Source organism: Anaerovibrio sp. RM50 (assembly GCF_000622005.1).
GTDB lineage: Bacteria > Bacillota > Negativicutes > Selenomonadales > Selenomonadaceae > Anaerovibrio.
Genome location: NZ_JHWV01000012.1, coordinates 21053 through 36343, shown reverse-complemented (window position 1 = coordinate 36343; position 15291 = coordinate 21053). Strand labels below are relative to the sequence as shown.

The following is a 15291-nucleotide window of genomic DNA, read 5'->3' as shown; positions in this document are numbered from 1 at the left end:
TTCACTGGGCTGGCAGTTACTTAACCAAGGATGGATTTTAATGTGGTAAACATCTCATGGGTATCTATAGGCTTGGCTATATGGCCGTTCATGCCTACATTCATGGCCTTGACCTTATCCTCTGCAAATACATTTGCCGTCATGGCTATAATCGGCACCTTCCTGCAATAATCACTGTCAAGCTTTCGTATTGCCATGGTGGCCTCATAACCGTCCATTACCGGCATCTGAATATCCATGAGAATCACATCATATTGGCCGTCCTTGGCGGCCTTCATCTTCTCCACTGCCTCGGAGCCATCGCCCGCCACATCTACCTTGAGGTGTACACCTTCCAGCAGGGCCTTGGCGATCTCCTGATTAATAGCGTTGTCCTCTGTCAGCAGCACAGACTTGCCGATAAAGTCGTAGTGTTCCTTGGCCCGTATGGTAACATCCGCATCCTGGTGCATAATGGTCTTAAATGGAATGGAAACCAGGAATTTGGTGCCCTTATCAAGCTCACTTTCAATGGTAATGGTACCACCCATCATATCCACAATGCTCTTGGTGATGGACATGCCCAGACCTGTCCCCTGAATGCCGCTTACAGTGGTGTTGCGGGCCCGCTCAAATGGAACAAAGATCTTGTCGATAAATTCCTTGTCAATACCAATACCCGTATCCTCCACATGGAACTCAAAGATGGAACGGTTGGCATCACTGGCAGGCTTCTGCACCAGCTTAATGGAAACCCGGCCCCCTGCTGGGGTAAATTTCACTGCATTACTGAGAAGGTTCAAGAGAACCTGCTTCAGGCGGAGACGGTCACAGAGCACCGTATCGTCCATGATGCCGTTAGTATCCACTATGAACTGCTGCTTGTGGGCCTCCACGTCGGACTGGAGAATGGACTTCAGCTCATCCACCAGGGAAATAAGATTGACAGGCTGAGGATCCAGCTCAATGCGGCCGCTCTCGATGCGGCTCATATCCAGCACATCGTTGATAAGACTAAGCAGATGCTTGCTTACCAGCTTGATCTTTTCCAAATACTCCTTCACTACAGTGGCATTGTTGACATTTTCCTCTGCCAGGGCGGTGTAGCCCATTATGCCGTTCATTGGGGTACGAATATCATGGGACATATTATTAAGGAAGATACTCTTGGCCGTGTTTGCCTTCTGGGCCTCCATCAGGGCATCCACCGTCTTATTTAACAAATTCCTGTATTCGCTGATATCCTGCAGCACGCCATAAAGTCTCAGCGGAGTACCGTCATTTCTTCTGTACAGGCGGGCATAAACACGGAACCACACAAAATCCCGGTCCTTGGTCTTCAGCCGCACCTCCCGGTCAACAATATTGGCTTCATCGTCATCGCTGTTAAGGATTTCCCAAATGTATTTGCCCCCCTCCATCCTGTCTTCAGGGTGAAGCAGTGCCACCAGGGCTTCCAGTGTATTAGGAAAATCGTTGATATCGGTGTAGCCCAGAATATGACGCATGCCGTCACTCCAATTGACATTATCCACATTGCCCACAGGATCAAACTCAACAATCCAGTTGGCGGATTTCAGGGCCTCATGGTTATTTTCAATAACGGCAATGGCCTTCCGCTGTTTCTCCAGCAGCTCCTTTACCTCGTCATTTCTGGAATGAAGCTCCTCATTGGCATAAACCTGATGCTCGTTGGCCAGCACCAGCTCATCATTGGCCACCTTCAGCTGATCCGTCTGAACCCGCAGCATCTGGTTAACCTTGGCAATGCGTCTGCGGCCTCTGTGGAGAATATACATATTGATTAAAATCAGCAGGAGAATAATTCCTATTATAACGAAGATCCACCAATAATCCCTCAGTAAATCATATTCATTGGAGCGGATTGTGGAGAAAACATTGGTGGAAAGGGCCTTGCCTATTTCCCTCTGATTAAGGCTGACTATGCCCCGCTCAAAGATGGACAGCATGTGTATGTTGCTGCGGTTTACAGACAAGCATACCCCCGCATCAGAGAAGGTATCCACCTCTTTAAGACCGCTAAATACGTGGTTTTTTTGGAGGAATTTGCGAATCACAAATTCATTGGCAACAGTTGCATCCACCTGTCCCCGCTTAACCGCCTCAAAGCAGTCCTCCACGGTCTCATAGTACACGTACTCATAATCCCCGTTGAAAACTCCTGCCAGCATAATGGAGGTTGGACTTGGGTTGTTGATGGCAATGGCTATGCGCTTGGCATCGTTTACGTCAAAGTCCTCACGTACCACCAGTCTGAGACCCACTGTGAAAATGTCATTGGTCTGGGAAAGACCTACCTTTTCTGCCCACCATAAATCCTTATAGAAGCCAAAGGCAGCATCCACATCCCCCCAAATTACGGCGTTCTTCAGGCTTTCGCTGTCCTTGTAAGGCACATAGGTAATAACGGAAGGGTCCACCTCAATATTTTGGCAGATGGCATTCATTACAGTGGTGATAACCCCCTCCGGAGCTTCACCAGAGGTCCCCTCTGCACAGAATGGCAAATGATCGGCAAAATATCCTATGCGGAGGTACTTTCTGTTGTTCAGCCATGCCCTGTCGTCAGGGGAAAGTCTTGGATCCACCATGGCATCCTTGAAATATTTGAGTTCCATATCATTTCTGAAGGATGGATGGGAGGCATCCACCTTCGGCTGGGCAGTATTAAGCTCCTCCAAGAGGTCTGTACGATTTTGGGCGGTGGCAATATAATAGTCGGAATCCCCCAAATACACCACGTTGGAAATTCCGTTTACCTTACCTCTGAAATGGGTTCTCACCAGTGCGTCTATCTCACCGTCCATAAGGGCCTTGATTTTCTTGTCCGTGCCGCTGCCCATCTCCACTATTTCGCAGTCAACACCGTTATTATTGGCCCATTCCTCCAGATACTGGACCTGAATGGAATTTGCTTCCACGCCAATTTTCTTTCCATTAAATGTACTTGGGTTTGTGCCATCTATCTCGCTATTGTCTGTTCTTATGGCAATATAATAAATTTCACGGCCCATGCCCTCCTTGGGATAATTTATCTGGGCAGCCCGCTCCGGGGTGTAGGAAATGTCCGTCATAATGTCAATTTCCCCGGCCAGAAGCTTTTTGTAAAGCTGGGACCAGCTGCCGTAAACGTACTCGTAGCGCCAGCCCGTATAATTGGCCACAGCCTGAAGATATTCGTAGCCGTAGCCGGATTTTACCGCACCCTCGGCAGCACCGCTCATAAAATTGCCATCATTAAAGTAACCCACCCTCACCACCTTACCGGCTGGGGGTGCGCTACTGTCCGTGTCTGCTGGAGAAACCTCCACTGGCTGCGGACCGCAGCCGGAGAATAAGCTCATCAGCAGCAACATACATATCATAATCAGGCGTTTGCTCATCTTCATCACCTTTAAATCACTGCAGCATTCCATCTGGCTTTGCATTCATGAGGATTTCACGTACCAGCTCCTCCTCCAGCTTGTTCTGGAATTCTGCCATGGCCTTTTCCTCTTCTGCCTTGAATTCCTTGCGGCCAATTGCATTGCCATCCTTCAGGCCCACGGAATAACCGCTGTTGTAGCCCACGGAAAAACAATCCTCCGCCACGGAACGAATAATATCCTTCAGACTCGCACGAAAGACCTGCTGAAGCTCAGCATCCACCTTGTTGCGCACAAACATACTGGACAGCATCTTGGCCACCAGCTCCTGCTTGCCCAGAGTATCCTCTGACAAAAGTTCCTTCAAAGGAACCTTCTTCACATTTCGAATCTCTGTCGTCTTTGATTTAGCAACCATAATAATCCCTCAATTCTGTGTGTCCGGGTTGCCTTTCATTATTCTTCGACTACCTTCCTTAATATCCTATACCTTCGACACGTCCCCCCTTTTTTCCTGCAAAAATTGTATTTGTAAACTTGTATACCTATGTGTTAAAATATTCGAGTATGATTGAATTTTTCTAGGGGGTCTTTGACTAATGGAGAGAGAATCCTTCCAGTCCCGGCTGGGATTCCTGCTGGTAAGCGCGGGCTGCGCTATCGGCATCGGTAATGTATGGCGTTTTCCGTACATCTGTGGTGAGTACGGCGGTGGATTGTTTGTACTTATCTATTTACTTTTCTTATTAATTATGGGTGTGCCTGTTCTGGCCATGGAGCTGTCCGTGGGACGTGCAAGCCAGAAATCCGCATATCTGGGCTTTAAAAAGCTGGAGCCTGAGGGCACCAAGTGGCATATTCACGGTCTTACCAGTATTGTGGGCAACTACATTCTGATGATGTTCTACACCGTGGTTTCCGGCTGGATGCTGGACTACTTCTTTAAGTTCATCCGTGGCGAATTTGTGCCTGGCATGACCACTGAGCAAATCGGCGGTGTATTCGGCAATATGCTGGCTGACCCTGTGGAGCTGGTTTTCTGGATGCTCCTTGAGGTTATCCTCTGCTTTATTATCTTAAGTGCCGGAATTCAGAGCGGTCTGGAGAAGGTTACCAAAATTATGATGGGTGCCCTTTTGGTGCTGATTATCATTTTGGGCCTCCACAGCCTTGTGCTTCCAGGGGGCATGGAGGGGCTCTCCTTCCTGCTGCTGCCAAGCCTTGACGGGGTAAATCAGCATGGCTGGTGGACCGTTATCTCCGCTGCCATGAATCAGGCATTCTTCACCCTCAGTGTTGGTATGGGTTCCATGGAAATCTTCGGCAGCTACATTGACAAGCACCATTCACTGCCAGGTGAATCCGTGCGCATTGCTGCCCTTGATACTATAGTGGCCATTATGGCAGGCCTTATTATCTTCCCTGCCTGCTTTGCTTACGGTCTGAGACCGGATGCGGGGCCTTCCCTTCTGTTTATTACCCTGCCTAACGTATTTATGGATATGACCGGTGGTCTCATCTGGGGAGCACTGTTCTTCCTCTTTATGACCTTCGCCAGCTTCTCCACTGTGCTGGCAGTTTGCGAAAATATTATTTCCTTCTGCATGGATACCTTCAGATGGACCCGCAAGAAGTCCGCAATCATCAACGGCTTCATGGTGGGACTTCTGAGCATTCCTTGTGCACTGGGCTTCAACGTATGGGAAAGTGTGACCATTATCGGCAACCGCGGCGTACTGGATACTGAGGACTTCCTGGTAAGTAATCTGATCCTGCCAATCGGTTCCCTTATTTTCCTGCTGTTCTGCGTAAGCAAGTACGGCTGGGGCTTCAAGAACTTCTTTGAAGAGGTGAACACCGGCGACGGCATGAAATTCCCTACCTGGGTAAAGGGTTATTTCCAGTGGATTTTGCCTATTATGCTCTTCGTGATTATCGTACAGGGCTTGATACAGTAATTAATGTAAAAGTGGCAATTAGCCAATCACACCCCGAATTTTGGGAGTATGCCAAAATTCGGGGTTTTTCATGTTTTTTTGCAAAAACAATACAATTTCCCACCAAAAAATACTAAGTATACCTCCAAGGAATAGGAAGTAATACACAGCTGTTGATAGTTGTGTGGATAAACAATATTAATTATTAATAAAGACCTTTTAGATAACAAAAATTTATACAAAAAAAGGGAAAGTATGAATTATATGAGTATTTTTCTTATGGAAAATTTTTAACAACAGGGTTATAATGTGTGGGATTGAATAATCTGAGGCAAAGCTAACGATTTTAAATAATCGAGGCAAATTAAGGAGCAGCTATGGATACAGACATTACTAAAAATAATACCCCCAATGGGGCCGCAGCATCGGGGGAAGCCGCCATGCCCCATAAGCGGCGGGTACGCTACAGCGGCAAATACCCCAAAAAGTTCAGCGAAAAATACAAGGAGCTTAATCCTGAAAAATACGGGGACCAAATAAAGCACGTAATATCCAAGGGCAATACCCCCGCCGGCATGCACATTCCCATTATGGTAAAGGAAATATTGGAGGTATTGGACATAAAGCCCGGCGAGCAGGGCTTTGACGGCACATTGGGATACGGTGGCCACACCAGGGCCATGCTGAAGGAGCTCCAGGGCAAGGGCCACCTCTACAGCGGTGATGTGGACAGCATTGAGGAGGCCAAGACAGAGGCCCGCCTCCGCAAGGAGGGCTTTGGAGAAGATATATGGACCCCACGGCTTATGAATTTCTGTGAAATTGACAAGCTGGCCCAGGAGGTGGGGGGCTTCGATTTCGTTCTGGCAGATTTGGGGGTTTCCTCCATGCAGATAGATAATCCGGAGCGGGGATTTACCTACAAGGCTGACGGTCCATTGGATCTGCGTCTTGATTCCAAATCAGGCATTTCTGCGGCGGACCGTCTCAAGGAAGTGGATCGTGATGAGCTGGTTGGAATGCTTGTGGAAAACTCCGACGAGCCATTCGCAGAGGAAATTGCCCGTCAGATTTGCAACGATTTAAAACGGGGCATCAAAATTGAGACCACCCGGGCCCTCCATGAGGAAATCATTAAAGCCCTGCAAAAAGTAAAGCTTTCCAAGGATGAGCGGGATATGGCCATCAAGAAATCCTCCGCCAGAGTTTTTCAGGCCCTCCGCATTGACGTAAACCATGAATTTGAGGTTCTTTATGAATTTATGGAAAAGCTGCCCCATGCCCTGCGGGAGGGGGGCCGTGCAGCCATTCTTACCTTCCATTCCGGGGAGGACCGCATTGTTAAGAAGGCCTTTCAGGCCCTGAAGCGGGCCGGCGTTTACCGCGACATTGCCACTGAGGTAATCCGCCCCAGCAAGGAAGAATGCTACAACAACTCCCGTGCCCACTCCACCAAGCTCCGCTGGGCCATAAAATAAAATCTGATAAGAAAGCTGGTTGCCCCAGCAAAAAAGCACTGACAGCTGAATTTTCAGCCATCAGTGCTTTTATTTTGCCATATTGCGTTCGGCTTATGGTCTTCTGACCATGGTTTCATCAATTTCTGCCAATGAGAAGGCACCGCACATGCTCATGGTATCCTCCAGTTCAGCAGTAATCTTGCTGATATAGGCAGCTACCCCTTCCTCGCCGCCACCGTATACTGCAGTAACGAAAGGACGGGCAATAATTACAGCATCTGCCCCCAGAGCCAGGGCCTTAAACACGTCAGTACCCGTGCGAATACCACCGTCAACCAGTATCTTTACCCCGGAGTCCTTCAGTGCTTCCACTATTTCCGGCAGCACCTCCGCCGTAGCCGGGCACTGGTCAAGAACTCTGCCCCCGTGATTGGAAACCACAATGGCCGCTGCTCCGGCCTCCTTGGCCTTTAATGCCCCTTTGACAGTCATAATGCCCTTTACAATGAAAGGACGGTCCGTAAGCTTCACAATTTCCTTTAATTCGCTGATGCTCTTGGAGCCCGCTGGCGGGGTCATGCCCTTCAGGAAAGGCAGTCCGGCCGCATCCACATCCATGGCCACTGCAAAAGCATTTGACTCCTTCACCAGAGCCATCTTTTCCTTTATGGTGTCAATATTCCATGGCTTCACCGTAGGTACCGCCATACCCTTGTTGGCGGCTATGGCCTTGGTGGCTGCCTGCATTACCCCTGCATCCACACCGTCTCCAGTGAAGGCAGCTATGCCATTTTCCGCACAGGCCTTGACCAGCACATCATTGTAGCTTACATCATTGTATTTATCGCTGTAATGAAGCGTAACAGCACCCACAGGGCCGGCAAAGAAGGGCGCCTTAAATTTCTTTCCGAAAATCGTAAGGCTGGTATCCACTGGTCTGCCCTCACAAAGGGTGTCCATATTTACGCGGATTTCCTGCCATTTATCGTAATTTCGGATAGCCGTATCCCCTACTCCCTTGGAGCCGGGACCGGGCATAACATTTCTGCAGGCGCGGCCATTACACACGGGACAGGCGTGGCACTTGTCACCTATACATTCCTTGGCCTTGGCAATAACCTCTGAATAATTCATAGCAAATCTCCTTCACACTACACAAAACACAGTACCAACTCAATTGGCCTTTTTCCAGTTTTCGCCAACAGTGCCTTCTTCCCTCAGCTCCTTGGCTGCCGCATCCATATAGGCGAAGGATTGTCTTACGCCCTCTGCATCATGTGCAAAATCTACTGCATGGTCGGCTTTGATGCCAATAGAAGCAGCCTCAGACACAGAATCGATATTTGCACCCATGAAAATAAAGTTCCAATTGTACTCCTCTGTGGCCTTTTCAATCATGGCCTTTACATCTGCCTTGGTATATTCCTTGCTGTTATTTTCCTTGCCATCAGTCATAATGAGGAACAGCACCCGCCGCTTGGCCGGGCAAATGCCTTCCTTATTCATTCTGTCAAAGGTGTCTGTAACAGTTCTGCCCACAGCATCAAGAAGGGCTGTCATCCCCCTGGCATAGTATTCCTTGTTGGTCAGCTCAGGAACCGACTTGATATCCTTGGCCTCTACCAGCTTTTCATACTTGTCGTCAAAGAGAACCGTGGTAACCTCAGCGCTTCCCTTTTCCTTACGCTGTTTTTCCAGGAAGGAGTTATAGCCCCCTATGGTATCCCCCACCACAGGTCGCATGGAGCCTGAGCGATCAAGGATACAAATAATCTGCACTGGCTCAGGGGAAGTGAGCTCACATTGGGAAGTGTGCTCATGGGTCAGCCAATTTGGCTGAACTACTTCAATTGGCTGTTTTTCCGGCACTCTCTCCGTTGTCACCACCTGGGCAAAGCATATACCTGTACCCAAAACCAGCATGGACACCAGCATTAATAAAAATCTGTTCATTACATCATCTCCTCGCTTAAATTATACGTCACCACGTTTTTATCCGTTATGATAATATTTTCATTGTGAATCTGTATACCCTCTTTCATAGCTCAATAATCATTTTATAGCAAAATAATTAAAAATGGATAAAAATAATGAAAGAAAGCCGCCCCTTATTTGGAACGGCTTCGTGATTATCCTTTAGATTATAACGCCATTGTTCAAATTTTTCTTCTTTAGAAGAAAAATCTTCCAATTAGCGTTTCCCTAAAGGACTAACTCACTTCGTTCGTGTCGCAACGAGCTGGGAGATATGCTCGCCAGCTGTTGTAGTTTGTTTTCCCCCACCTAAAGAGATGGGGGGACATCTTAAAGCTCGTTATATTGATCATCAGCTACTTTGAGGGCCTGAGGCGCAAATATTCAGCTTCCAATCTGGGCAGCGTTCCATCCATGCGCAGTTCCGCCAAAACAAAATTAATGTAATTCAAAAATTCCTGATCGCCCTTGGCCATAAGTATACCGCAGGAATGCTTTGTAAAGGGCTCACTAATCAGGGGAGCTGCCAGTCTGGCATCCATTTCCACATAGCGAGCCGCTTCCACAGGCTCCGTTATCATCACATCCGCATTCCCCTCAGCAATCTGCCGTGGTATATCCGCATTCTCCTTATGTACAATAAGCTGTGCCTTCTTGAAGCTGGCATTGGCAAATTTCTCATTGGTTCCCCCCGGGTTGATCATTACCCTTATGTCAGGCTTATCGATGTCGGCGAGGCTGCGGAATTTTCCGGCATCAGCCTTGCGGCAAAGTATGGTCTTGCCAAAGGCACCTTCCCCATAGGCATCAGACATGGCCATAGTTCTGGCTCTGGCATAATTTCGGGAAATACCGCAAATGGCTACATCGAACTTCCCTGCCTGGGTATCCTCTGCCAGGGTTGGCCAGGTGGTTGGCACATATTCCAGCTCCACCCCCAGTGAATCTGCAATAATACGGGACAGCTCTGCATCTATCCCCTCATATTCCCCGGTTTGCGGATTTAAATAGGACATGGGGATGTAATCCCCCGTAGTGCCTACGCGTATTGTCCCCCTTGCGGAAATATCCTCAAGATGCCCTGCCTCTGCAGGATTGAGCTGGATAAGCAGCATGGCAATAACAAAGCTTAACATCATCAGACTCTTAAGTTTATTCATCACGGCAATTCCTCCATACCTTTTTATAACGCCATTGTTCAAATTTTTCTTCTTTAGAAGAAAAATCTTCCAATTAGCGTTTCAACGAGCTGGGAGATATGCTCGCCAGCTGTTGTAGTTTGTTTTCCCCCACCTAAAGAGGTTGGGGACATCTTAAAGCTCGTTATAAGCTGTTAACCGCCAGCACAAATATTTTATATTAAAAATTATAACATTGTGCGCGAAAAAGCCAAAATGAAAATATCCTTATTACATTAACACTTATTAATATTATTTTAACATTAATATAATGTTAAAATCACAGTTTTTCAGCTATATTCTACATAAAATGCTCCTAGAAAAAATATTCCCCTTTAATTAATCCATCAAGCAATTCCTTCATATCCTTAATTCCATGTTGTCCAAGCTGCCTCAGGTGAATGTTCAGAAATGCCCTTCTCAGCAGCTTGAATGGCTCCTCATATTCATCCAGACTCACCATTTTCCCCTGAGTTGCTCCCCAATGCTTCATCAGATACATTTCCGCAATGTGATTTCTTTCGCCTGTACTGGAGGTCATATCTTCAAAAATTTCCAGAGCCTTAAAGTATTCCTCATCAAATTTATAATTCTCATCAATTACATCAGGAATATCCTTCAGCCTAAGTATAGCCCAGTCAATATTACTTATCTTCTCTTTGAGGCTTTCTATATTCTCATTGCCATCCAGGCAATAAAAATATAAAGAATATATCAGGTCCAGTATTTTCTTAGGATATTTATAGTTAATAAGATTATTTTTTAATTCCAGTACATGGGAATAATCGTAATGCAGTGCTTCACAAAGGATTTTGGCTTCAAATGTTATTTGCTCGGCCTCTGACATATTTTCAACCCTGATTCGCTGGCTGACTACTTCATCATGGATTTCCTCACGGATAAATCCTGACAATTTATGATCAATTTTGGCTACAGTTTTTCTGTACCAATCCATGGTCAGTGTTATGACGCCGTATGAAGTTGTAACCTTGCAAAAATTCCCATTTTCAAAAAAACCATGTATTTGTTCTGTATCGTATACAGCAACATCAAGCAAACGCCGTATTTTCCTTTCATAGAAATCATGCTCTCGCCCCGTGAGCAAATAATCCACTGTTGTGTCCAGCTTCTCAGCAATTTCAACCAGGGTCCTATAATCCGGCTGTCTTTTGTTATTTTCGTATTGGCTGTATGTTGTATTGTTTAACCCAAGCACATCCGCAAAGTCCTTTTGGGTAGTGTACTTTTTGTGCCTGACTTCTTTTAAATTCTTGCCAAAATTGAATCTGTCTTTATTGATTTCGGGAATATTATCCGTCATGTCCACTCACCCCCAATGCTTACTTCTATTATATATCTTCAAAATGTGAATTTCTATAAATAAATCGTTTATTAAATTCACATTTTGTTAATTATACAAGCAATGTGCTTCTACTACAGTCCGGTTTCCTTATCCAAAAAATAATAGGTCAGCCAAAACTGGCTGACCTATTGGAATCGAACTCAGAACAAATATTTGGTATAATTGGTATGAGAGGCATTGATGTCATCGGTTTCCTCCCATCCTGTATGGGGAGGTGATGCTATGAGCAAATATGAAAAGCTATCCTTGTTGGTAGCCCTACTAAACTTCTTAGTATCATTTCTGAATTTTATCAGGAGCTAATCTTCTGTAAATGAAAAGGGAACCGGCACACAACCGGTTCCTGTCCACTTTAACGGAGGGAGCTGATGGTGCAAAACATCAACTGCCTCTTCTCTTATGCTTATTATAACGCATTTGTTCAATTTTTTCCATAGGCAAAATACTCTTTATTTCCCCTTAAACACCGGGGCACGTTTTTCCGAGAAGGCCTTTATGCCCTCCTGGAAATCCTCTGTGCCCAGCAGCATGGCCATGGCCATGGCTTCGTAGGTCAGGGTTTCGTCAAGGGTTGCTCCGTAGTTGTTTATTTCCTTTTTCATCATTGCCAGGGCCAACGGAGCCGCCCCGGCAATCTGTTTGGCCACAGCCATGGTTTTCTCCTTCAGTTCCTCAGGAGGGAATACATCATTTACCAGTCCCAGTGAACGGGCTTCCTCAGCAACCAATGGACGGGCGGTGAACATCAATTCCTTTGCCTTTGCCAGCCCCACAGTCTTGGCCAGAAAATAATAGCCGCCGCAGTCCGGTGCCAGTCCTATGTTGGCAAAGCTCTGGATAAATTTTACACCCTGAGCCGCATAACAGAGATCGCAGGCAATGGCTATATTAAATCCAGCCCCTGCTGCCACCCCGTTCACCATGGCAATAACGGGCTTGGACATACTGCTGATAAGCTTGACCACCATTCCCGCCTGGGCCACAAAATTCCGCCGCTCCTCGGTGGTTTTCAAATTATCCAGTGAAGGCAAATCGCCCCCGGCGCAGAAGCCCCGGCCCTCACCTGTAATTACCACCACCCGCACATCAGGATCATGCTCGGCAAAATGCAGCTTCGCCAGCCACCCGTTAATCAGCTCCAAACTCATGGAGTTCAGGCTTTTCGGGCGGTTTAAGGTCAAAAGGGCCACCCCATCGCTCTTTTCATACTTTACCACTTCATCTGACACAGATACCCCTCCCATCAATAAATAACCAATCAATACGTTTCCAAAAAAATACTCGGTACCAGAAAAACAGTAATTTACAGTTATTTTAACACTTAAAAATTCCTCAATGCAGCGCCATTCAGATAATCGCAGCAATCCCCCTGCTTAAAGCCCTGCTCCTCCATTTGGCGGATAATGCCGTCACGGATTTTGAACCAGCCCGTGGACCAGTTGCTGAACAGGGTATTTTCCGCCGGGGCACGGCCAATTACCCGCTGCAATACAATATTTGGGGACAGATGGCGCAAAAAGAGAATTACCCGTTTTTGGTATTCGTCCCTGCCAATAAGCTCCAGCTCGCCTTTTTCGTACTGCTCCGCCATTACGGTGCCCTTTACGATATACAGGGCATGGAGCTTCACCTGATCCAGCTGAAGGGCTGACATTATATGGGCCGCCTCAATGGCATCCCTGTCCGTATCCCAGGGGAGATTGAGAATAAGATGGGCACAGGTTTGCAGCCCATATTTTTTTACCCTTAAAATAGCGTCAATAAATTCTGCCAGACTATGGCCCCGATTAATCTTATCCAAGGTGTGATAATTCACTGTCTGAAGTCCCAGCTCCACGCAAATTTCTATGTTGTACTTTTGGGCCATATCCCTCATTATCTGCAAATAGTCCTCCCGCACACAATCAGGCCTTGTGGCAATATATACCGCCACCACCCCTTCGGCACTGGCCGCTTCCTCCAGAAACGCCCTGAAGGTATCAAGGGGCATGTAGGTGTTGGTGAAATTCTGAAGATAGGGAATAAACTTTGTGGCCTTGTATTTTGGAACAATATGGGCCTTGTTGGCCGCAATTTGCTCCGTAATGCTCATCTCCGCCGGGAGATTTTCATAGCCCGTGCCGATTTCCCCGCAAAATGTACAGCCCGCCACACCGCAGGTTCCGTCCCTGTTTGGGCAGGTGTAGCTTCTCGTAACACCATTTTCATCAATATATAAAGGATTCAGGGCTATTGGCAATTTATAGGTCTTTTCCCCATAACGGTTTATCAGATATTCAGAAAATGTATTATATACGGAATCAGTCATATTTTCTCTCCAATGGAATTTTGTAGATAACCTCTGTGCCTTCCCCCTTTTGGGAATGAAGCTCCAATGTGCCCCGACCGGAATAAAGGCTGTCAATACGATGACGGACGTTGGAAAGGCCAATGCCCCCAGTTTTGTCCTCCATCAGCTTCTTACACTCCTCCTCCGTCATACCAATGCCGTTATCGGATACACTGACCACCAGCCGCTCTTTTTCCTCCTTAATGCTTATGGCCAGGCGGCAATCCGCCGGCTTGGAAAAAAGGCCATGCAAAAGGGCATTTTCCACAATAGGCTGCAAGGAAAATGTAGGTAGGAGACAATTATTCACCTTCGGGTCCACCTCCAGCTCCACTGATAAGCGGGAGCCAAAGCGCACCTTCAATATTTCAATATAGGAGGCCACACTGGAAAATTCCTCCTCCACCGTCACCTTGTCCTCATGCTTGGCAAAGCTGAAATGAAGCATTTCCGACAGCTCCTCCAAAAGCATTCGGGCCGTATCCGGCGCCGTACGGCAAAAGGACATAATATTTGATAAGGTATTAAACAAAAAATGAGGATTTATCTGGGCCCGCAAGGCCTTTAATTCCGCCCGCTCAGCCAAAAGCTGCTGCTGATCCAGCTCATGAATGGCCAGCTGACGGGACAAAAGCTGGGCCAAATCCTGTACCAGCTGAATTTCTGCCACTGATAAGCTGTTCTTGTGGGTTCTGTAGAGCTTTAGGGTCCCCACCGCCTTATCCCGTGGCATCAATGGGGCTACTACACCGCAAACCAGGGGACACCCCGGCTCCGGGCACTGGGCCCCGTCCTGGAATACCACAATTCTGCCTTCATTCATGGCTTCCATGGTGGCAGGAGATAATATATCTCCCCCCGGCAAATGATGATCGCTGCCCACACCTATGAAGGCAAGAATTTTATTTTCATTAGTTATTGAAACTGCATCTACTTTGGTAAGGCGGTAAATCAGCTCCACCACCCTTTGGGCACTGGCCCTTGAAAGGCCCTCCCGCAGCCATTTCAGGGTCTGTCCCGCAATGGACAGGGCCAGATGGGCAAATCTTGCCCCGCTGAGCTCTGTCTGGAGCTGCATGTCCTTTAAAATCATTACAAAAAGAGTGGTTCCCACTATTGTAACCAAAGTTGTAGGTATTGCTGCAGCCTTCTCGAAGGCCAAGGCCGCCTCAAAGGGCTTGGCAAAAGCCAAAGTAAGACCCTTTTGAATGAGCTCAGCGGTCAGAGCCATGGCTGCTGCCATTCGCCAGTCAAGACGATGAAAGCCCACCTTCTGGCGCAGTATCCCCGCCAAAATGCCTACTAAAAAGGTAGCAACTGCACATGAGGAAGCGGTGAAGCCTCCCAAACTGTACCGATGCAGGGCCCCGATAAGCCCTACACTGGCCCCCACCCAGGGACCACCTATAATTCCACCCATCAGGGTACCCACAATTCTGGTGCTAGCCAAAGCCCCCTCCAGACGGGTGCCATAATAGGAGGATATAATGGATAATAAGGAAAATACTGCCGTAAATACAGCCCATGACTTCCACGTCACAGGCGCCATGGCCATGGTCATTGCCTTGCGGTTGCGTCCCAAAAGATAGGCTATTACCGTGGAGAAACACACATCTCCCAGCAGATCAAACAATAATGCCATGATGTCACTTCCATTCCTTCAGGCCTAAATATATCCAAGCTAA

11 protein-coding genes are annotated in these 15291 nt (G+C 47.3%); 2 read left to right on the top strand and 9 right to left on the bottom strand.

What is annotated here, in order from left to right; genetic code table 11:
- Positions 1–20: 20 nt before the first annotated feature.
- Positions 21–3416, bottom strand: coding sequence for a transporter substrate-binding domain-containing protein (locus tag T525_RS15630; protein ID WP_232219200.1), 3396 nt, complete (start codon positions 3414–3416; stop codon positions 21–23).
- Complete coding sequence (locus tag T525_RS0107425) at positions 3400–3783, bottom strand: hypothetical protein (RefSeq protein ID WP_027406695.1); 384 nt, start codon at positions 3781–3783, stop codon at positions 3400–3402. Before T525_RS0107425 ends, T525_RS15630 begins: the two co-directional genes overlap by 17 nt.
- A gap of 181 nt (positions 3784–3964) precedes the next feature.
- Here T525_RS0107425 and T525_RS0107420 point away from each other — a divergent pair, with 181 nt between their 5' ends.
- Both T525_RS0107420 and rsmH read left to right on the top strand, forming a co-directional pair.
- Complete coding sequence (locus T525_RS0107420; RefSeq protein WP_027406694.1) at positions 3965–5323, top strand: sodium-dependent transporter; 1359 nt, start codon at positions 3965–3967, stop codon at positions 5321–5323.
- Positions 5324–5679: 356 nt separating this feature from the next.
- Positions 5680–6780, top strand: a complete 1101-nt coding sequence (rsmH, locus tag T525_RS0107415) for a 16S rRNA (cytosine(1402)-N(4))-methyltransferase RsmH (RefSeq protein ID WP_255346623.1) — start codon at positions 5680–5682, stop codon at positions 6778–6780.
- Positions 6781–6873: 93 nt separating this feature from the next.
- Here rsmH and T525_RS0107410 read toward each other — a convergent pair whose 3' ends face one another.
- The 7 genes from T525_RS0107410 to T525_RS0107380 all read right to left on the bottom strand — a co-directional run bounded on the left by T525_RS0107410 (position 6874) and on the right by T525_RS0107380 (position 15248).
- On the bottom strand, positions 6874–7896 hold the full coding sequence (locus T525_RS0107410; RefSeq protein WP_027406692.1) for an alpha-hydroxy-acid oxidizing protein: 1023 nt from the start codon (positions 7894–7896) through the stop codon (positions 6874–6876).
- Positions 7897–7935: 39 nt separating this feature from the next.
- Positions 7936–8715, bottom strand: a complete 780-nt coding sequence (locus T525_RS0107405; RefSeq protein WP_027406691.1) for a vWA domain-containing protein — start codon at positions 8713–8715, stop codon at positions 7936–7938.
- A gap of 377 nt (positions 8716–9092) precedes the next feature.
- Complete coding sequence (locus T525_RS0107400) at positions 9093–9896, bottom strand: transporter substrate-binding domain-containing protein (protein ID WP_037325443.1); 804 nt, start codon at positions 9894–9896, stop codon at positions 9093–9095.
- A gap of 334 nt (positions 9897–10230) precedes the next feature.
- Positions 10231–11235, bottom strand: coding sequence for a helix-turn-helix domain-containing protein (locus T525_RS15625; protein WP_051533472.1), 1005 nt, complete (start codon positions 11233–11235; stop codon positions 10231–10233).
- Between the two features lie 491 nt (positions 11236–11726).
- Positions 11727–12506, bottom strand: a complete 780-nt coding sequence (locus tag T525_RS0107390) for an enoyl-CoA hydratase/isomerase family protein (RefSeq protein ID WP_027406689.1) — start codon at positions 12504–12506, stop codon at positions 11727–11729.
- A gap of 92 nt (positions 12507–12598) precedes the next feature.
- Positions 12599–13585 carry a TIGR01212 family radical SAM protein gene (locus T525_RS0107385; RefSeq protein ID WP_027406688.1) on the bottom strand — a complete coding sequence of 329 codons (987 nt, stop codon included), beginning with the start codon at positions 13583–13585 and terminating at the stop codon, positions 12599–12601.
- Positions 13578–15248: a LytS/YhcK type 5TM receptor domain-containing protein gene (locus T525_RS0107380; RefSeq protein ID WP_037325442.1), complete on the bottom strand. Its 1671-nt coding sequence runs from the start codon at positions 15246–15248 to the stop codon at positions 13578–13580. The genes T525_RS0107385 and T525_RS0107380 overlap by 8 nt, the downstream gene beginning before the upstream one ends.
- Positions 15249–15291 lie beyond the last annotated feature (43 nt).